Genomic DNA, 19,144 nt, shown 5'->3' with positions numbered 1-19,144 from the left:
CCTCCCCGCACACCGGGCCGCCTCAGTCGCGCAGGTCCACCAGGAGCGGGGGCGCGTGCTCGCCCCGCACCGTCGTCACGGACAGGACGGCGTGACCGGGCGGCACGGCGTGCGCCAGATCGGAGGCGGACCAGCGCTCGCGCTCGACCTTGCGGACTGTGACGGCGTCGGTGGTGACGGCCTTGCCGGTGACGAACTTGCGCAGCGAGTGCAGGGCGCGGGTCATCGGCTGGTCGGCGAAGACGGTGTGCTGGGCGACCTCCGTCGTCTCCACCCACTCGGTGCCCCAGGCCTCGGCGAACCGCCGCCCGTCCCATGTCGTGACCCCCGCGAACGCCATCCGGCAGCCGGCCGCCGCGTACAGCGGTCCCTGCAGCGGCTCGGGCACCTCGCCGATCGTGCGCAGGCCGAGCACGACGCCCGCGTTCAGCGACCGCAGCCGCTGCACGGCGCGCACGCTCTCGGCGGTCAGGGTGCGGGCCGCGTCGTCGAGGACCAGGCAGGCGAAGTGCTTCCGGCTCGCGCCGCCGCGTACGACGTACGAGAACTGGGCGAGCAGCAATCGGGCGAGGAGCCGTGACGCCTCCTCGTGGCCCTGCTCGGGCAGGTCGACGCGGACGCTGACCGGATGGTGGGCTACGGCCCGCAGCGAGAAGGGGCGTCCCTCGCCGCTCGTGTCGAAGAACTCGGCGAAGGCGGGGCGGTCGAGCACCACGAGCCGGTCGGCGAGCGCGGCACCGGGGTCGCCCGCGGTGCCCGACTGGCGCATCCGGGCGTCGAGTTCACGGCGCATGGCGGCGTCGCCGTCCGCCAGGCTCGTCCTGAGGGCGCCGAGCGCGGCGGGCTCCCCTTCGAGGAGTTCACGCAGCACGGGGACGGACGGGAAGCGGCCGTGGGCGCTGCGGTAGGGGCCGAGCAGCTGGGCGAGCCCGGTCGCCGCGCGCCGGGTGTCGACGGCTTCGAGGTCGCCGACCAGTCCCTCGGCGAGGAAGGCGGCCGCCTCGTCCGGGTCGGTGCAGCTCGCGTACAGGTCCAGGTCGTACGCCGATGCCGGGTCGCCGGGCTTGACGACGACGTCGTACGCGTCGTCGGGTCCGAGGTCCGTGCCCGCCGCGCAGACGGCGACGACCGCAGCCCGCCCGGTGAGGGACTGCAGGGTGAGCGCCTCGACGACAGGGCGCATGAGGCGGCCGGTCTTGCCGGATCCGGAGGGGCCGACGGCCAGCAGCGACGTGCCGAGCAGGGCGGGTTCGAGGGCGGCGTAGGCGCCGCGGACCGGGTACGGGTTGCGTTTGTCCTTGGCGTAGCGGCCGATCCTGACCTGGCCGACGAGGAGGTCGTGGACGGCGCTGCGGGCGGGCAGATCGCGCCGCCCCGAGGGGTGGGCCCAGGCCGCGGCCCCGTGGCGGGCGACGGTGTCGGCGAACGAGTCGCGGGCGGCCGGTCCGGTGGTGGCCTGCCAGACATGGCTGACGCGGGCGCAGTCGACGTCGTTCATGCGCCCGCCGAGCAGTTCGGCGGAGAGCAGGTCGGCCGCCTCGTCCTGTCCTGCGGCGCGCAGCGCGGGCCAGTGCGCCCGGCCGGTCTCCGCGGCGGGCGGAGGCGGGGTCGTGGGCCTGCGGGGCGGACGGGCGGGGGTCGTGCCGCGGCGGGCGGAGCGCAGCGCCTCCCACCAGCCGCCGAGCCGGGCGAAGGGCCACAGCACGGCGACCGTGATCACGGTGTAGATGACGTCGGTGACGATCGCGGAAGCGAACACGTCGTAGCCGCCCGCGACGAGCGCGACCAGGGAGAGGACCGGATTGACGACGGGCAGTGGCCGCCAGTCAAGGCCGAGGGAGCTCGGCCACACGAAGACGAGGACCGCGACGGCGCCGAACGAGGCGATCAGAGCGCGGGAGGGCTGCGGTCGGCGCACCACGAAGTGCCGGATCGCCTCCGGCCAGGCGCCGAGCCGGCCGACGGCGTAGACGAGCGCGCCGAAGACCAGTCCGTCGTAGAGCGCGAGGGCGTCGTTGCCCTGCCACTGCTTGGGCTGGGCGCTGCCGCCCCACCACCAGTCGCCCGGCGTGAACAGCCTCAGCAGGGCCCACTGGTAGGGGATGCTGCCGTGCCGCCACAGCGACCAGAACAGCAGGCCGAACACGGTCGAGACAACGAGTCCGAGGACGCGCCTGCGCCGGTCGCCCTCAAGGTCCGGCTCGGGCGCCGGCGGCCGGTACCCGAACCGCCAGACGCCGGGCGCCGTCTCGGGCCGGGGGGTGGCCAGCCAGTCGGCGACGGACGCGGCGCGGGCGGCGGGCGGCTGCCGAGGCATCGGCGGGGCCAGGGCGGCGGGCGCTGTGGCCGGAGGCTGTGCGGGGCGCGGCACCGGTGCGGGGGCCCGCTGTCCCTCGCGTGCCTCGTGCGTTCCCTCGCTGTCCATCTGCCTGTGCCCCCTGACCTGCCGGTCCGTCCGTGCTCAGCGCCTCGGTCCGGCCTCAATCTAGTCGCAGGACCAAGGGAGTTCACCGATTACGCGCCCCGCGGGCTCGTACGTGGAGGCGCACCCAAGTGTCCACTGTGGACAACATCCCTCCCGGACACCACCCCGATGGAGTATGACCACCCCCCGACCCCGCACCTAACCTGCGAGAGAACCCCCGCATCAACCCGGCGAAACCGGGCCCGAACACAGAACCAGGAGCCCCGCATGAGCGCAGTCCCGCAGGAGCGCCGCGTCGTCACCGCCATCCCCGGTCCGAAGTCGCAGGAGCTGCAGGCCCGACGTACCGCCGTGGTCGCGGCCGGCGTGGGCTCCACGCTGCCGGTCTTCACCGCCCGCGCCGGCGGCGGCATCATCGAGGACGTCGACGGCAACCGCCTGATCGACTTCGGTTCCGGCATCGCCGTGACCTCGGTCGGCGCCTCCGCCGAGGCCGTCGTGCGCCGCGCCTCCGCCCAGCTGCAGGACTTCACCCACACCTGTTTCATGGTCACGCCGTACGAGGGCTACGTGGCCGTCGCCGAGGCGCTGGCCGAGCTCACGCCGGGTGACCACGCCAAGAAGTCCGCGCTGTTCAACTCGGGCGCCGAGGCCGTCGAGAACGCCGTCAAGATCGCCCGTGCGTACACCAAACGCCAGGCCGTCGTCGTCTTCGACCACGGCTACCACGGCCGTACGAACCTGACGATGGCGCTGACCAGCAAGAACATGCCGTACAAGAACGGCTTCGGCCCGTTCGCGCCCGAGGTCTACCGCGTGCCGGTGGCCTACGGCTACCGCTGGCTGACCGGCGCGGAGAACGCGGGCGCCGAGGCCTCCGCCCAGGCGATCGACCAGATCACCAAGCAGATCGGCGCCGACAACGTCGCCGCGATCATCATCGAGCCGGTCCTCGGCGAGGGCGGCTTCATCGAGCCGGCGAAGGGCTTCCTGCCCGCGATCCGCCAGTTCGCCGCGGACAACGGCATCGTCTTCGTCGCGGACGAGATCCAGTCCGGCTTCTGCCGCACCGGCCAGTGGTTCGCGTGCGAGGACGAGGGCATCGTCCCCGACCTGATCACGACCGCCAAGGGCATCGCGGGCGGTCTGCCCCTCGCCGCCGTGACGGGCCGCGCCGAGATCATGGACGCCGCGCACGCGGGCGGCCTCGGCGGCACCTACGGCGGCAACCCGGTGGCCTGCGCCGGTGCGCTCGGCGCCATCGAGACCATGAAGGAGCTCGACCTCAACGCCAAGGCGAAGAACATCGAGGCCATCATGAAGGCCCGCCTCGCCACCATGGCCGAGAAGTTCGACATCATCGGCGACATCCGTGGCCGCGGCGCGATGATCGCCATCGAGCTCGTCAAGGACAAGGCCACCAAGGAGCCGCACCCGGCCGCCGCTGCCGCGCTCGCCAAGGCCTGCCACGCCGAGGGTCTGCTGGTCCTCACCTGTGGCACCTACGGCAACGTGCTGCGCTTCCTTCCCCCGCTCGTCATCGGTGACGACCTACTCAACGAGGGCCTGGACATCATCGAGACCGCGTTCGCGGGCGTCTGAGCCGCTTGCGCCTGACTTCAGGTAACGGTCAGGGCGTGTGAAGAACGTGTGCGGGGCCGATGACGGGTTGCTGTTCCCGCTGTCGGACACCCACGCCCTGCCGTACGGTTTCTGCAGATGAGAGAAACACCCCGCCCACAGGGGACTGTGGGCGAAACCGGGACGGAGCCTCCCCAGCCCCGCCCTGGTCGTGCCCTCGCGCACACACCCGGAGCTTCGGGCTCCGGAACTCCTCACCGATCGGATGGCTGCCCGCCCCAAACCCCCCGGGGCGTGCGGCAAACCGGTCAGGTCGGCCGCCTCGGAACTACCCCCCCTGTTCCGGGGCGGCCGACCATTTTCCGCTGGGCCGCCGTTCTGAGCGCCCTGCTCCTCCTCTTCCTCACCTGGCAGATCGCCGCCGGTGGCCGGCTGAGCCGCGCGGACGAACGCCTCGGCTACGCGATCGCCGCCGGCCACCCGCCGAACGGGGTGTCGCAGCTCCTCACCGACCTCGGCAACGTCACCGTCGCGCTCCCGGTCCTCGCCGTCGTCCTCGCGTACACCGCCTGGCGCGGCCACCGCCACGGCCTGCCCCGCTGGTGGCTACGGCCCCTCGTCGCCGCGCTCACCATGGCCGTCGTCCCGGCCCTGATCGTCCCCCTCAAACAGACGATCGCCCGGCCCGGCCCGGTCACGATGGGCCCCGGCACCGGCTTCTACCCCTCGGGACACACGGCGACGGCGGCGGTCGCGTACGGCGCCTGTCTGCTCCTCCTGCTGCCGTACGTGCGCGGCGCCTACGCGCGCCGCGAACTCGCCATCGGCTACCTGGTCCTGAACGCGGGCGTCGGCCTCGGTCTGGTGCGCCACGGCTACCACTGGCCACTGGACGTCGTCGCGAGCTGGTGCCTCTCAGTGGTCCTGCTGTACGCGATGTGCGCGGTGTGGGCGGGCCGGGCAGCACGGGACTGACCGGCCCTTCGGGCTACTCCCGTTCGTCGTGGGATCAGCCAGCGGACCCGTTAACTCGATCGTGTGATGGTCCGGTCGCGGGCTTGCAGCGCCCTGGGCCGATCGGGTTAACGTGATCGTGCGATCTGGGACGCCGGGTACGGCGCCAGTGTGCGGGGCCCCCGCTCCACCAGAGAGATGGTCCGGGGCCTCCCCGTCGCCTCTGGCCGTACCCACATGGCCAGGTCGCACAGGGAACTGGCCTCCCGGGCACGGACCATGCACCGGATGCGTGTCGCCGCCCCGGGGCCGAGTACGCCGGAGACCAGTACGCCCAAGACCGTTCGGGGCGCGCGGCTGAGCGAATCACTCCTGCTCAGTCTTCAGGAACGGTTGCGCTCCCATTCCCAGCGTCGGGATCGGGTGCCACCGCCGCCAGCCACTCGACCGCCGGCTTCGCCCCCGAGCCAGTCATGGCCCGGCCTCCTCTCCCTGGTACGCAGTTGCCGAAAGCTGTGCGTGTCACCAGGGAGAGGAGGCCGGGCCGCGAGCATGACGCGGGTTCTGCCCACGAGTTGTTCCGGACTTGTCGATCCGGACCGGTGGCTCGGGACTTGTCAGCTGTCGAAGCCGAGGCCCGCCTTGTCCATGGCCTTCAGCCACAGGTTGCGCCGGCCGCCGTTGGCGTCGGCGCGCGCCAGGGACCACTTGGTGAGCGCGATCCCGGTGTAGGCGAACGGCTCGGGCGGGAAGGGCAGCGGCTTCGTGCGGACCATCTCCAGCTCCGTACGCTCCGTGCGCTCACCGGAGAGCAGGTCGAGCATCACGTCCGCGCCGAAGCGGGTCGCGCCCACGCCGAGGCCGGTGTACCCGGCGGCGTACGCGACGCGGCCCTTGTGGGCCGTGCCGAAGAACGCCGAGAAGCGTGAGCAGGTATCGATGGCCCCGCCCCACGCGTGACTGAAACGCACCCCCTCCAGCTGCGGGAAGCAGGTGAAGAACTGGCCGGCGAGCTTCGCGTACGTCTCGGGCCTGTGGTCGTGCTCGGCGCGCACCCGGCCGCCGTACGGATAGATCGCGTCGTAGCCGCCCCACAGGATCCGGTTGTCCGCGGAGAGCCGGAAGTAGTGGAACTGGTTGGCCGAGTCGCCGAGGCCCTGGCGGTTCTTCCAGCCGATGGAGGCCAGCTGGTCATGGTCAAGGGGCTCGGTCATCAGCGCGTAGTCGTAGACCGGGACGGTGTACGAGCGCACGCGCTTGACCAGGGACGGGAAGACGTTCGTGCCGAGCGCGACGTGCTGGGCGAAGACGCGCCCGTAGGGGGTGCGGACCGCGGTCCCGGCGCCGGACGAGGAGAGTTCGAGCGCCGGGGTGTGCTCGTAGAAGCGCACGCCGAGGTCGAGGCAGGCCTGCTTGAGGCCCCAGGCGAGCTTGGCGGGGTGCAGCATCGCGACACCGCGCCGGTCGTACAGGCCGCCGAGGAAGGTCGGCGAGTCGACCTGTTCGCGGGTCGCGTCGGCGTCGAGCAGCTCGGTGCCGTCGGCGAGGCCCGACTCGGTCAACTCCTGGTGGAATTCCTGGAGTTCGGTGACCTGATGCGGCTCGGTGGCCACGTCCAGCTCGCCGGTGCGCTCGAAGTCGCAGTCGATGGAGTAGCGGGCGACCGCCTCCTCGATCGCGTCGAGGTTGCGATGGCCGAGTTCCTCCAGCTTCGCGATCTCGCCGGGCCAGCGGGCCAGCCCGTTCGCGACGCCGTGCGTCAGGGAGGCGGCGCAGAATCCTCCGTTGCGGCCGGACGCCGCCCAGCCCACCTCCTGCCCTTCGAGCAGGACCACGTCGCGCCCGGGGTCGCGCTCCTTGGCGAGGAGCGCGGTCCACAGGCCGCTGTAGCCGCCGCCGACGACGAGCAGGTCGCAGCGTTCGTCGCCGGTGAGTGCCGGCTGGGCCTGCGGCTTGCCCGGGTCGTCCAGCCAGTAGGACAGCGGCTTGGCGTCCGCCAGTGACTTGATCCAGTCGGTACCACGGTTCATGGCTCGTGCGGCCATGATGTCAACTCCCTCAAACTGCCTTGTTCTTTCGCTTGCCGATCAGCATTGCGGCAAGGACCAGCAGCACGGCGACGATGAACATCGCCGTACCGATGACATTGATCTGAACGGGCGTACCGCGCTGCGCCGATCCCCAGACGAACATGGGGAAGGTGACGGTCGAGCCCGCGTTGAAGTTGGTGATGATGAAGTCGTCGAAGGAGAGCGCGAAGGCGAGCAGGGCGCCCGCGGCGATGCCCGGCGCGGCGATCGGCAGGGTGACCCGTACGAAGGTCTGGACGGGACCGGCGTAGAGGTCCTGGGCGGCCTGTTCGAGGCGTGGGTCCATCGACATGACGCGCGCCTTGACGGCCGTCACGACGAAGCTGAGGCAGAACATGATGTGGGCGATGAGGATCGTCCAGAAGCCGAGCTGCGCGCCCATGTTGAGGAAGAGCGTGAGCAGCGAGGCGGCCATGACGACCTCGGGCATGGCCATCGGCAGGAAGATCAGCGAGTTCACGGCGCCGCGGGCCCGGAAGCGGTAGCGCACCAGGGCGAAGGCGATCAGCGTGCCGAGGATCGTGGCGCCGATGGTCGCCCAGAAGGCGATCTGGAGGCTCAGCGACAGTGAGCCACACATGTCGGCGACGCCGCAGGGGTTCGTCCACGCGTCGAGCGAGAACGCCTGCCACTCGTAGTTGAAGCGCCCCTTCGGCTTGTTGAAGGAGAACACCGTCACGACGATGTTGGGCAGGAGCAGATAGCCGAGGGTGACCAGACCTGCGATGACGACGAGATTACGGCGCAGCCAGCGTACGAAGGGCATCAGACCAAGTCCTCCGTTCCGGACCGGCGGATATAGACGGTGACCATGATCAGGATCGCGGCCATCAGGATGAAGGAGAGCGCCGCCGCCGTCGGGTAGTCCAGGATGCGCAGGAACTGCGTCTGGATGACGTTGCCGACCATGCGGGTGTCGGTGGAGCCGAGCAGGTCCGCGTTGACGTAGTCACCGGCGGCGGGGATGAAGGTGAGCAGCGTGCCGGAGACGACACCCGGCATCGAGAGCGGGAACGTCACCTTGCGGAAGGTGGTGGAGGGCCTGGCGTACAGGTCGCCCGCCGCCTCGTGCAGCCGGCCGTCGATGCGCTCCAGCGAGGTGTAGAGCGGCAGGATCATGAACGGCAGGAAGTTGTACGTGAGTCCGCAGATCACGGCGAGCGGGGTCGCGAGGACGCGGTTGCCGTCGGTCATGCCGAGCCAGCTGGTGACGTCGAGGACGTGCAGGGTGTTCAGCGTGCTGACGACGGGGCTGCTGTCGGAGAGGATCGTCTTCCAGGCCAGCGTGCGGATCAGGAAGCTGGTGAAGAACGGCGCGATGACGAGGATGAGGACGACGTTGCGCCAGCGTCCTGCGCGGAAGGCGATGAGGTAGGCCAGTGGGTAGCCGAGCGCGAGGCACAGGATCGTGGCGGCGCCCGCGTAGAGCACCGAGCGCAGGAACTGCGGCCAGTAGTCGGCGAGCGCGTCCCAGTAGGTCGCGAAGTGCCAGGTGACCTTGAAGCCGTCCTCCAGGGAACCCGTCTGGATCGACGTGGACGCCTGGTAGACCATCGGCAGGGCGAAGAAGACGACCAGCCAGAGCAGTCCCGGCAGCAGCAGCCAGTAGGGGACGAGGCGGCCGCGCTTGCGTGGCTTGCGGGTCTCTTTGCCCGGGGTGGCGACCGGCGCCGCGGGCGTTTCGGTGACGGTCGTCATGCGGCGGCGTCCTCCTCGACCTTCGCGGCGCCCGCCGAGCCCGTTGTTCCAGCAAGCATGGACTGGGCGGCGTCGAGGCCGAAGGTGTGGGCGGGGTTCCAGTGCAGGACGACCTCGGCACCGGGCGTGAGCCGGATGTCGCGCTCGATGTTCTGGGAGTACACCTCGAAGGCGTCACAGAGCGGGCTGTCGACGACGTACTGCGTGGAGACACCGATGAAGCTGCTGTCGGCGACGCGGCCGGTGATGCGGTTGCGGCCGTCGGGTATGGAGCCCGCGTCATCGGCGTGGGTGAGGGAGATCTTCTCGGGGCGCACCCCGACGAGGACCTTCCCGCCCGTGGTGGCGGCGGCCGTACAGCGGGCGGCGGGCAGTACGAGCTTGCCGTCGCCGGCCTTCAGGGTGAGGTCCTCGCCGCTGCGGCCGGCGACCTCGGCCTCGATGAAGTTGGACGTGCCGAGGAAGTTCGCGACGAACGTGGATCCCGGGTTCTCGTACAGGTCGGCCGGGGCGCCCAGCTGTTCGACGCGGCCCGCGTTCATCACGGCGACCGTGTCGGCCATGGTCATGGCCTCCTCCTGGTCGTGCGTGACGTGGATGAACGTGATGCCCACCTCGGTCTGGATGCGCTTGAGTTCGAGCTGCATCTGTCGGCGCAGCTTGAGATCGAGGGCGCCGAGCGGCTCGTCGAGGAGCAGCACCTTGGGGTGGTTGATCAGGGCGCGCGCCACGGCGACGCGCTGCTGCTGGCCGCCGGAGAGCTGGTGCGGCTTCTTGCGGGCCTGCTCGCCGAGCTGGACCAGGTCGAGCATCTCCCCGACCTGCTTCTTCACGGACTTGATGCCGCGACGGCGAAGGCCGAAGGCGACGTTCTCGAAGATGTCGAGGTGCGGGAAGAGCGCGTACGACTGGAAGACGGTGTTCACCGGGCGCTTGTAGGGGGGCAGTGCGGTGACGTCCTGGTCGCCGAGCATGACCGTGCCGGAGCTGGGCTCCTCGAGCCCGGCGATCATCCGCAGGGTCGTGGTCTTGCCGCAGCCCGAGGCGCCGAGGAGGGCGAAGAAGGAGCCCTGCGGCACGGTCAGGTCCAACGGCTGGACGGCGGTGAAGGAGCCGTAGGTCTTGCTGATCCCGGCAAGGCGGACGTCGCCGCCGTTTTCTGTCGTCATGGGTGCAGTCCAAGGAGTCGAGGGGGCAAGGGGGCTCGGTGCTGCGGGTCTCACGCGCCGGTGAGCTGGGCGAACTTCTCTTCGAACGCCGTCTCTTCCTTGGAGGTGAGAGAGCGGAAACCGTGTGCCTTGGCACCCATGGTCTTGTCGGGAACGATCAGCGGGTCGTTCGCGATGCTCTTGTCGATCTTGGCCAGTTCGGGCTTCACGCCTTCGACGGGCGTCACGTAGTTGATCCAGGCGGCGAGTTCGGCGGCGACCGGCAGCTCGTAGTAGTAGTCCATGAGCTTCTCGGCGTTCGTCTTGTGACGGGCCTTGTTGGGGATCAGCATGTTGTCGGTCGACGAGATGTAACCGGCGTCGGGGATATGGAACTTGACGTCCGGGTTGTCCGCCTGGAGCTGGACGATGTCGCCCGCCCAGGCGAGACAGGCCGCGAGGTCGCCCTTGCTCAGGTCCGCGATGTAGTCGTTGCCGGTGAAGCGGCGGACCTGCCTGCTGTCGACGGCCTTCTGCATCCGGGCTATCGCCGCGTCGAAGTCGTCGGACGTGAAGGTGCCCGGGTCCTTGCCCATGTCGAGCAGGGTCATGCCGACGCTGTCGCGCATCTCGGAGAGCAGGCCGACCTTGCCCTTGAGCTTGGGGTCGTCGAGCAGCTGGGAGACCGAGGTGATCTCCTTGCCGTTCGTGGCCTTGGAGTTGTACGCGATGACCGTGGCGATGCCCTGCCACGGGTACGAGTAGGCACGGCCCGGGTCCCAGTCGGGGCTGCGGAACTGGGCGGACAGATTCGCGTACGCGTGGGGCAGGTTGGCCGCGTCCAGTTTCTGGACCCAGCCGAAGCGGATCAGCCGGGCGGCCAGCCAGTCGGTCAGGACGATGATGTCCCGGCCGGTGTCCTGGCCCGCCGCGAGCTGCGGCTTGATCTTGCCGAAGAACTCGACGTTGTCGTTGATGTCCTCGGTGTACTTGACCCTGATCCCGGTGCGCTTCGTGAACGCGTCCAGGGAGGGCCGGTGCTTCTCGTCGTCGCTGAGGTCGATGTACTCGGTCCAGTTGGAGAAGTTGACCACCTTCTCGTCGGCAGAGTGGTCCTCGGACGAGACGCCGCCCTGGCTCTTGCTCGCCGCGGGGATGCCGCAGGCGCTCAGCGACCCGATCCCGCCGACGGCGAGCGCGCCGCCCGCGGAGGCGCGCAGCAGGGAACGGCGGGTCATGGCCGCCCTGCCGCTGCGGAAACTGCGCCGCATGGCGGCGAGTTGTACCGGGGACAGGCTGTCGGGCTCGTACTGCTCCATGCGCTTGATTGCCCTTTCGGGAGGGTCCCTTACGGGAGAGGGTGCGGCCGCCCCGAGGGCGGCCTGACGACTATCGGTCCCCGAAGATCGTGCGGTGCCAGTCCTTCCGGGCGACCGCCGTGTTGTCGAACATGACGTGCTTGATCTGCGTGTACTCCTCGAAGGAGTAGGCAGACATGTCCTTGCCGAAGCCGGACGCCTTGTAGCCGCCGTGCGGCATCTCACTGAGGATCGGGATGTGGTCGTTGACCCAGACACAGCCCGCCTTGATCTCGCGGGTGGCGCGGTTCGCCCGGAACACGTCCTTGGTCCAGGCGGAGGCGGCCAGGCCGTAGGGCGTGTCGTTGGCGAGGCGGATGCCCTCGTCGTCGCTGTCGAAGGGCAGCACGACGAGCACGGGGCCGAAGATCTCGGCCTGGACGATCTCGCTGTCCTGGGCGGCGTCCGCGACGAGGGTCGGCCGGTAGTACGCGCCCTGCTCGAGGTCGCCCTGGGGGATGACGCCGCCGGCGACCACGCGCGCGTAGGAGCGGGCCCGGTCGACGAATCCGGCGACGCGGTCGCGCTGGGCGTGTGAGATCAGCGGGCCGAGGTCGGTGTCCGGCGCGAACGGGTCGCCGACCCGGATGCTCTCCATCAGGTCGGCCACGCCCTGCACGAAGGCGTCGTAGAGGGGGCGCTGCACGTACGCGCGCGTGGCGGCGGTGCAGTCCTGGCCCGTGTTGATCAGGGCGCCCGCGACCGCACCGTGCACGGCGGCCTCCAGGTCGGCGTCGTCGAAGACGACGAACGGCGCCTTTCCACCGAGCTCCAGATGCAGCCGCTTCACGGTGGAGGTGGCGATCTCGGCGACGCGCTTGCCGACGCCCGTCGACCCCGTGAAGGAGGTCATGGCGACGTCGGGGTGTCCGACAAGGTGCTCGCCGGCGTCCCTGCCCGCGCCCGTGACGATGTTGACGACGCCGTCGGGGATGCCCGCCTCGGTCGCGGCCTGCGCGAACAGGAGGGAGGTGAGCGGGGTCAGCTCGGCGGGCTTGAGCACGATGGTGTTGCCCGCGGCGATCGCCGGAAGGACCTTCCAGGCGGCCATCTGGAGCGGGTAGTTCCAGGGAGCGATGGACCCGACGGCACCGATGGGCTCGCGCCGCACGTACGAGGTGTGGTCGCCGCTGTACTCGCCGGCGGACTGGCCCTGGAGGTGCCGGGCGGCGCCCGCGAAGAACGCGGTGTTGTCGACGGTCCCGGGGACGTCGAACTCGCGGCTCAGCTTGAGGGGCTTGCCGCACTGCAGGGACTCGGCCTGTGCGAGGTCCTCGGCGCGCTCGGCCAGGACGCCCGCGAAGCGGTGCATCGCGTCGGAACGCTCGCCCGGCGTGGCGCCGGCCCAGCCGGGGAAGGCCTCGCGGGCCGCGGCCACCGCGGCGTCGACGTCTTCGGCGCCGGCCAGCTCGTACGTGTAGACGTCCTGGCCCGTGGCCGGGTCGACGACTGCGTGGGTGCGGCCCGATGTGCCCTTGGTGAGGCGGCCCGCGATGTACTGGGCGCCTTCGGCGAACCGGTCCTGGGCCTGGAAGCGGGTGCTGTTGCCAGGGTTGTGCATTATCGCTCTCCTCCGCCAGAGCCCCGTCCCGCGGGGCCGGCGTAGCTCCAGCTCGATTTGAGTGCCGATCCTGACAGAGGCGATGTACTGCAACAAGTGATTCCGTTGTTGCCTTTTGGTTACGCGACGGAATCTGTCGACCAGGTGTCGAGTTCCCCAGAAAAACCAAGGACGGAGTGTCCGTGGTGCGTGCCAGACTCGCGTGCATGGGGAAGATCGAAAAGCTTGAGGGGGCCGCGTCCATCCACGATCAGGACTCGCTGGTCAGGGCGGTGGAAGCGGGTGTACGGGTCAAGTACCTGCACTTCTGGGGGCACGCCCCGCGGGCCGACGGCACGGTCGGGGCGAGCTGCCTCAGTCAGTGGTGGGTCGCGCCGTTCACGGTGGACGGGGTCGAGTACACGACGGCCGAGCACTGGATGATGGCCGCTAAGGCCCGGCTGTTCGGTGACGCCGAGGCCGAGCGCAGAGCCGTCGGGGCGGCGCATCCCTCGCAGGCCAAGAAAGCGGGGCGCCTCGTGCGCGGCTTCGACGAGGACGTCTGGGCGCGCGAGCGGTTCGGGATCGTCGTCGAGGGCAGCGTGCACAAGTTCGCGGCGCACGCGGATCTGCGGGAGTTCCTGCTCGGGACGGGCGAGCGAAGCGAGGTGGGGGTCCCCCCGGCCGAAGGCTGGGGGAGGGTCCTCGTTGAGGCCAGCCCGCTCGACCTCGTGTGGGGCATCGGCCTCGCGGCCGACGCGGAGGCGGCCGCCGATCCGAGACGGTGGCGTGGCCTCAATCTGCTGGGGTTCGCGCTGATGGCGGCGCGTGAGCGGCTGGCGGACCGGGCCTGACGGCCCGGTCCCCGTTGGCGGTGTCCTACAGGGTGGCGGAGTAGCCGCTGTCGTCGCTGCTGTCGCTGCCGCTCGACGAGTCGCTGTAGGCGATGACGAAGAACATCGTGACCAGCGCGAGCACCAGACCGCCGATGCCGCAGATCAGTCCGGCCAGGGCCTGGCCACGGTTGGTGGCCTCGCCGCGGCTCGCCTTCGCGCGGCCGATCGCGCCGAAGATGATGGCGAGGATGCCGACGATGATCGCGATCGGCCACAGGATGAAGGCGGCGGCCGAGATGATCCCGAGCGTCAGAGCGGCGACGCCCATGCCGTTGGCGGGTTGCGGCTGCATCCCGGGCCAGCCGTAGCCGGGGACGCCGTGGACCATCGAGGCAGGGCCGGTCGCCGCGTGCTGGCCGTATCCGTAGCCGTACGGGGCCGCCGGGTAGCCGTACTGCATCTGTCCCGGCCCGTCGGGCGAGACGGGCGGCGGGGGCACGGGCCCACCGGGCGGCGCGAAGGGGTTGGCCCCCGGCGCCCAGGGGGCCCCGGCCTGCGCCGCCGGATAGCCGGGGGGCATGCCGTACGGGGCACCCGGCGGCTGGGCGTGCGGGTGCGGGTATTGCGACTGGTGTGGCTGTTGCGGCTGTTGTGACCAGCGGCCGGGGGCCGTCGCGGCGCCCGGGGAGGGCGGGGCGAACGGGTTGTACGGCTCGCCGGGCGAGATGGGTGCGGAGGGCGCGGCGAAGGGGTCCACCTGCGTTTCGGCGTGGGACGGCGGCACGAACGGGTTCACCGGCCCCGGCGCAACCGGCCCGGCCTCCCCCTGTGCCACCTCCCCCGGCACGGCGTCCCGCGGGCCCGTCTCCGCCGGAGCCGCCCACGGGTCCGGTTCCCGCTTCCCCAGGGACACCCCGCCCCCAGGCTGATCCCCCGGCCCCCGCTCCGGCGCAGCCGCCGAACCGTAGCCACCCTCAGCGCTCTCGGCGCCCTCTCTGCCCTCTGTGTCCCCTGTGTCCTCGGACATCGCTCGCTCGTCCCCCTTCTTCTCCCACCCGGACGTCCCGTCATGCTACGGCCGCCGCCGGGTCGCGGCCGTGGCACGCCTACGATGACTGCGACTCACCCGATCAGCCGATCATCCAAGTTCCTGGGGAGGAATCCGTGACCGATCTGCATGCCTTCATCGCCGGACTGCCAAAGGCAGAGCTGCATGTGCACCATGTCGGCTCGGCGTCCCCCCGGATCGTCTCCACGCTCGCGGCCCGCCACGCGGACTCCAAGGTCCCGACGGACCCCGAGGCGCTGGCCGACTACTTCACGTTCACGGACTTCGCGCACTTCATCGACGTATACCTCTCGGTCGTCGACCTCGTGCGCACGCCGGAGGACGTCCGCCTCCTCACGTTCGAGGTCGCGCGGGACATGGCCCGGCAGAACGTGCGGTACGCCGAGCTGACCATCACCCCGTACTCCTCCGTCCGCCGCGGCATCGACGAGTACGGCTTCATGGAGGCGATCGAGGACGCCCGCAAGGCGGCAGAGGCCGAGTTCGGCACCATCCTGCGCTGGTGCTTCGACATCCCCGGCGAGGCGGGGCTCGAGTCCGCCGAGGAGACCGTGCGGCTCTCGACCACCGACACGCTCCGTCCGGAGGGCCTCGTCTCCTTCGGGCTCGGGGGGCCCGAAATCGGCGTGCCGCGCCCCCAGTTCAAGCCGTACTTCGACCGGGCGATCGCCGCCGGCCTGCACTCCGTGCCGCACGCCGGCGAGACCACGGGCCCCGGCACGGTCTGGGACGCCCTGGTCCACCTCGGCGCCGAACGCATCGGCCACGGCACGACGTCCGCCCAGGACCCGGAGCTCCTCGCCCACCTCGCCGAGCACCGCATCCCGCTCGAGGTCTGCCCGACGTCGAACATCGCGACGCGCGCCGTGAAGACCCTGGAGGAGCATCCCATCAAGCAGTTCGTCGACGCCGGGGTCGTCGTCACGGTCAACTCCGACGACCCGCCGATGTTCGGCACGGACCTCAACACCGAGTACGCCGTCGCCGCCCGCCTCCTCGGCCTCGACGAGCGGGGCGTGGCCGCGCTCGCCAGGAACGCGGTGGACGCGTCGTTCCTCGACGAGCCGGGCAAGGCCCGTATCGCCGCGGAGATCGACACGTACACGGACACGTGGCTCGCCGGGGGCCTGACCGGCTGACCACAATGGGGCCATGCGTACCGTGACTGCCGTGGCCCACCGGGGCGACCCCTACCGCGTCCGTGAGAACACCCTCACCTCCTTGCGCTCCGCGCTGGAGCAGGGGGCGGACGTGGTCGAGATCGACGTCCGTCTGACCCGCGACGGCGTGCCCGTGCTGCTGCACGACTCCACTCTCAAGCGGCTGTGGGACCACGACCGCCCGCTCTCCGCGCTCTCGTACGACGAGGTGCGCGGCCTCACCGCGGGCGCCGTGCCCACCCTCGAACAGGCCATGGAGATACTCGCCGAGCGACGGGTGATGGTGGACCTGCCGGGCGCGGACGCGCGCGTGGTCCGTACGGTCATCGGGGTCATCCGGGACTGCGGCGCCGACGAGCGTGCCTACTACTGCGCGGGCGCGGAGACGATGCTGGCGGTGCGGCGCGCGGACCCGGCCGCCGAGATCGCGCTGACGTGGACGACGCTGGCCCCGCCGCGGCCCGGGGTGCTCGAAGCGGTCAGGCCGGCCTGGCTCAACTACCGTTTCCCGCTGGTCAGTCGGGAGCTGGTGGCCCATGTGCACCGCCAGGGCCTGCTGGTCTCCGCGTGGACCCCGGACACGAAGTCGGCGATGCGCCGCCTCCTCGGCCTCGGCGTCGACTCGATCACGACGAACCGCATCGACGTGCTGTGCGGGCTGCGCGGCAACTGACCGCCCGACCCGCCGCCCCTCAGGCGGGCGCGTGCCTCCAGCGCCTCGAGGCCGGCGGCTCGGTGTACTGGGGCAAGTCCGGATCCCGCTACGGGTACGTGACCGGGGTCGCCGCGACCCGCGAACTGTCACGGACCGTGGTCTACTCCGTCGGCGCGACGGACGCCAAGGGCGACGCGATGAATCCCGTCGCCGAGCGCATCATCATGGCGGCGTCAAGGGCTGACCGGCCCGCCGGTACCCCGTCCGTGCGGTGCTAACCCGTTCGAGTGGCGCATCTCACGGGACCCCTCTAGCGTCGGAACGAGCACCACGGGGCCCAGGGCCCCCCGATCTGCCGGGAGGGTACTTTGAGGAGCAAAACACTGAAGACGGCGCTCACACTCTGTGCAGCCGGGTCCCTCGCAGCAGCCATGGTTCCGGCCTCCGCCTCCACCGCGCCGCCGAAGCCGCAGCAGAAGAACACCGACACCGTGCTCGTCGACTGCACCTGGCACCCACAGGTGCGGCCCACCGACTTCATGCTCGCGTGCGGGGACGGCAACAGCCTCCTCACCTCGCTCAAGTGGTCGCATTGGGGCACGTCCACGGCGACGGCCACGGGCACGAGCGTGGTCAACGACTGCAAGCCGTACTGCGCGGCGGGCAAGTTCCGCTCGTACCGCGTCACGGTCCGCCTCGACCGGCCGGAGTACTGGACCAAGCACCAGGACCGCCGGCACTACGCGCGCATCACGCTCACCTATCCGCAGGGCCACCCGGACGCGTTCCACCGGGTCGTGACCACGCCACTGTGGAACTGACCGGGCCGGAACCGGCCGGCCCCCTCACAGCCCCGCGATCGCGTTCCACCGCTTGGCGAGTTCCGGGCGTTCCTTCGACGTGATGTCGCGCGCGATGGCGAGCCGCGCGCGCATCGTGTCGCTCGCACTTGTGCAGGATGCCCGCGCCCAGCGGGCCCGGACAATGGACGCCGCGTCAAGCCGACGGGGTGAGAGCCGACGCACTGTCGATCACCCGCGACCGCCGTGCGGCAGCGTTCCCCGGACACGCCACCGCCCCCGCGCGGCCGGAGCCACGCGGGGGCGGACGGAGCAGTTCGGTGCCGCCGATCAGCCCTCGATCGACGTCATGACGTGCTTGATGCGCGTGTAGTCGTCGAAGCCGTACGACGACAGGTCCTTGCCGTAGCCGGACTTCTTGAAGCCGCCATGGGGCATCTCGGCGACCAGCGGGATGTGGGTGTTGATCCACACACAGCCGAAGTCGAGGATCTTGGACATGCGCATCGCGCGCGCGTGGTCCTTCGTCCAGACCGACGAGGCCAGCGCGTACTCCACGCCGTTCGCCCACTCGACGGCCTGCGCCTCGTCCGCGAAGGACTGGACGGTGATGACCGGGCCGAAGACCTCGTTCTGGATGATCTCGTCGTCCTGCTTGACGCCCGAGACAACGGTCGGGGCGTAGAAGTAGCCCTTGTCGCCGACGCGGTGGCCGCCGGCCTCGACCTTGGCGTGCGCCGGGAGGCGCTCGATGAAGCCGGTGACCTGGGCGAGCTGGTTCGGGTTGTTGAGGGGCCCGTAGAGCACGTCCTCGTCGTCCGGCTGGCCGGTCTTCGTGTCGGCCGCCGCCTTGGCGAGGGCCTGGACGAACTCGTCGTGGATGGACTCGTGGACGAGGACGCGGGTGGCTGCGGTGCAGTCCTGGCCCGCGTTGAAGAAGCCCGCCACCGAGATGTCCTCGACGGCCTTGGCGATGTCGGTGTCCTCGAAGACGACGACCGGCGCCTTGCCACCGAGCTCCAGGTGGACGCGCTTGACGTCCTTGGCGGCGGACTCGGCGACCGAGATGCCGGCGCGCACGGAGCCGGTGATGGAGGCCATCGCCGGAGTCTTGTGCTCGACCATCGCGCGGCCGGTCTCGCGGTCACCGCAGATGACGTTGAAGACGCCCTTGGGGACGATGGAGCCGATGATCTCGGCGATCAGGACCGTGGACGCCGGGGTGGTGTCCGACGGCTTCAGGACGACCGTGTTGCCCGCGGCGAGCGCCGGGGCGAACTTCCAAACGGCCATCATCATCGGGTAGTTCCACGGCGCGACCTGGGCGCAGACGCCGATGGGCTCGCGGCGGACGATCGAGGTCAGGCCCTCCATGTACTCGCCGGCCGAGCGGCCCTCGAGCATGCGCGCCGCACCCGCGAAGAAGCGGATCTGGTCGACCATGGGCGGGATTTCCTCGGACCGGGTCAGGCCGGTCGGCTTGCCGGTGTTCTCGACCTCGGCGGCGATGAGCTCCTCGGCCCGCTCCTCGAACGCGTCCGCGATCTTGAGGAGGGCCTTCTGGCGCTCGCTGGGCGTGAGGTCGCGCCAGGCCGGGAACGCGGCCTCGGCGGCGGCCATGGCGGCGTCCACATCGGCGTCGCCGGACAGCGGGGCGGTCGCGTACGCCTCACCGTTGGCCGGGTTGACCACCTCGGTGGTCCGTCCGTCGGCGGCGTCCCGGAACTCACCGTCGATGTAATTGCGCAGACGACGCAGCTCGCTGGTCACTGAGGCGGCCCTCCTGGTCGGATGTCCATTGGATGAGATACCACCCTAATCCGTAGCCCC

The 19,144-nt window shown here is 70.6% G+C and carries 16 protein-coding genes; 7 read left to right on the top strand and 9 right to left on the bottom strand.

Annotation, left to right across the window (positions count from 1 at the left end; translation table 11 throughout):
* Nucleotides 1-22: 22 nt before the first annotated feature.
* A complete protein-coding gene (locus ACY0PA_RS29860) occupies nt 23-2,425 on the bottom strand; it encodes an ATP/GTP-binding protein (protein ID WP_473080617.1) in 2,403 nt (800 codons plus the stop codon).
* A gap of 267 nt (nt 2,426-2,692) precedes the next feature.
* Between ACY0PA_RS29860 and gabT the strand changes: the two genes are divergently transcribed.
* Both gabT and ACY0PA_RS29850 read left to right on the top strand, forming a co-directional pair.
* The gene (gene gabT, locus ACY0PA_RS29855; RefSeq protein ID WP_326773881.1) at nt 2,693-4,027 is read left to right on the top strand and encodes a 4-aminobutyrate--2-oxoglutarate transaminase; all 1,335 of its coding nucleotides are present in this window, start codon (nt 2,693-2,695) and stop codon (nt 4,025-4,027) included.
* Nucleotides 4,028-4,300: 273 nt separating this feature from the next.
* The gene (locus ACY0PA_RS29850) at nt 4,301-4,981 is read left to right on the top strand and encodes a phosphatase PAP2 family protein (RefSeq protein WP_473080616.1); all 681 of its coding nucleotides are present in this window, start codon (nt 4,301-4,303) and stop codon (nt 4,979-4,981) included.
* A 596-nt stretch (nt 4,982-5,577) separates the two neighbouring features.
* Here the strand turns inward: ACY0PA_RS29850 and ACY0PA_RS29845 are convergent.
* The 6 genes from ACY0PA_RS29845 to ACY0PA_RS29820 all read right to left on the bottom strand — a co-directional run bounded on the left by ACY0PA_RS29845 (nt 5,578) and on the right by ACY0PA_RS29820 (nt 12,815).
* Nucleotides 5,578-7,005: an NAD(P)/FAD-dependent oxidoreductase gene (locus tag ACY0PA_RS29845; protein WP_473080615.1), complete on the bottom strand. Its 1,428-nt coding sequence runs from the start codon at nt 7,003-7,005 to the stop codon at nt 5,578-5,580.
* Between the two features lie 13 nt (nt 7,006-7,018).
* Nucleotides 7,019-7,816, bottom strand: coding sequence for an ABC transporter permease (locus ACY0PA_RS29840; RefSeq protein ID WP_473080614.1), 798 nt, complete (start codon nt 7,814-7,816; stop codon nt 7,019-7,021).
* On the bottom strand, nt 7,816-8,748 hold the full coding sequence (locus ACY0PA_RS29835; RefSeq protein ID WP_473080613.1) for an ABC transporter permease: 933 nt from the start codon (nt 8,746-8,748) through the stop codon (nt 7,816-7,818). Before ACY0PA_RS29835 ends, ACY0PA_RS29840 begins: the two co-directional genes overlap by 1 nt.
* A complete protein-coding gene (locus ACY0PA_RS29830) occupies nt 8,745-9,917 on the bottom strand; it encodes an ABC transporter ATP-binding protein (RefSeq protein ID WP_473080612.1) in 1,173 nt (390 codons plus the stop codon). Before ACY0PA_RS29830 ends, ACY0PA_RS29835 begins: the two co-directional genes overlap by 4 nt.
* A 50-nt stretch (nt 9,918-9,967) precedes the next feature.
* A complete protein-coding gene (locus ACY0PA_RS29825) occupies nt 9,968-11,215 on the bottom strand; it encodes an ABC transporter substrate-binding protein (RefSeq protein ID WP_473080611.1) in 1,248 nt (415 codons plus the stop codon).
* A 70-nt stretch (nt 11,216-11,285) separates the two neighbouring features.
* Nucleotides 11,286-12,815 carry a gamma-aminobutyraldehyde dehydrogenase gene (locus ACY0PA_RS29820; protein WP_473080610.1) on the bottom strand — a complete coding sequence of 510 codons (1,530 nt, stop codon included), beginning with the start codon at nt 12,813-12,815 and terminating at the stop codon, nt 11,286-11,288.
* Nucleotides 12,816-13,021: 206 nt separating this feature from the next.
* On the opposite strand from ACY0PA_RS29820, the gene ACY0PA_RS29815 reads away from it, so the two are divergent.
* On the top strand, nt 13,022-13,648 hold the full coding sequence (locus ACY0PA_RS29815; RefSeq protein ID WP_473080609.1) for an NADAR family protein: 627 nt from the start codon (nt 13,022-13,024) through the stop codon (nt 13,646-13,648).
* Nucleotides 13,649-13,673: 25 nt separating this feature from the next.
* Here ACY0PA_RS29815 and ACY0PA_RS29810 read toward each other — a convergent pair whose 3' ends face one another.
* Complete coding sequence (locus ACY0PA_RS29810) at nt 13,674-14,426, bottom strand: DUF4190 domain-containing protein (RefSeq protein ID WP_473080608.1); 753 nt, start codon at nt 14,424-14,426, stop codon at nt 13,674-13,676.
* A gap of 368 nt (nt 14,427-14,794) precedes the next feature.
* Between ACY0PA_RS29810 and ACY0PA_RS29805 the strand changes: the two genes are divergently transcribed.
* From ACY0PA_RS29805 to ACY0PA_RS29790, 4 genes are all read left to right on the top strand, one after another.
* Nucleotides 14,795-15,838 (top strand): adenosine deaminase, encoded by a 1,044-nt coding sequence (locus ACY0PA_RS29805; protein WP_473080607.1) that lies wholly within the window; start codon nt 14,795-14,797, stop codon nt 15,836-15,838.
* A gap of 13 nt (nt 15,839-15,851) precedes the next feature.
* The gene (locus ACY0PA_RS29800) at nt 15,852-16,532 is read left to right on the top strand and encodes a glycerophosphodiester phosphodiesterase (protein ID WP_473080606.1); all 681 of its coding nucleotides are present in this window, start codon (nt 15,852-15,854) and stop codon (nt 16,530-16,532) included.
* Nucleotides 16,511-16,792 (top strand): hypothetical protein, encoded by a 282-nt coding sequence (locus ACY0PA_RS29795; protein ID WP_473080605.1) that lies wholly within the window; start codon nt 16,511-16,513, stop codon nt 16,790-16,792. Before ACY0PA_RS29800 ends, ACY0PA_RS29795 begins: the two co-directional genes overlap by 22 nt.
* A gap of 153 nt (nt 16,793-16,945) precedes the next feature.
* On the top strand, nt 16,946-17,335 hold the full coding sequence (locus ACY0PA_RS29790) for a hypothetical protein (RefSeq protein ID WP_473080604.1): 390 nt from the start codon (nt 16,946-16,948) through the stop codon (nt 17,333-17,335).
* A 309-nt stretch (nt 17,336-17,644) separates the two neighbouring features.
* On the opposite strand, the gene ACY0PA_RS29785 is transcribed toward ACY0PA_RS29790, so the two are convergent.
* On the bottom strand, nt 17,645-19,084 hold the full coding sequence (locus ACY0PA_RS29785; protein WP_473080603.1) for a gamma-aminobutyraldehyde dehydrogenase: 1,440 nt from the start codon (nt 19,082-19,084) through the stop codon (nt 17,645-17,647).
* Between the last annotated feature and the right edge of the window lie 60 nt (nt 19,085-19,144).

It is taken from the genome of Streptomyces sp. DS1-CR2, from assembly GCF_055760475.1.
The sequence above is the reverse complement of the archived record's forward strand: the minus strand, read 5'-3'. Positions and strand labels throughout refer to the sequence as shown.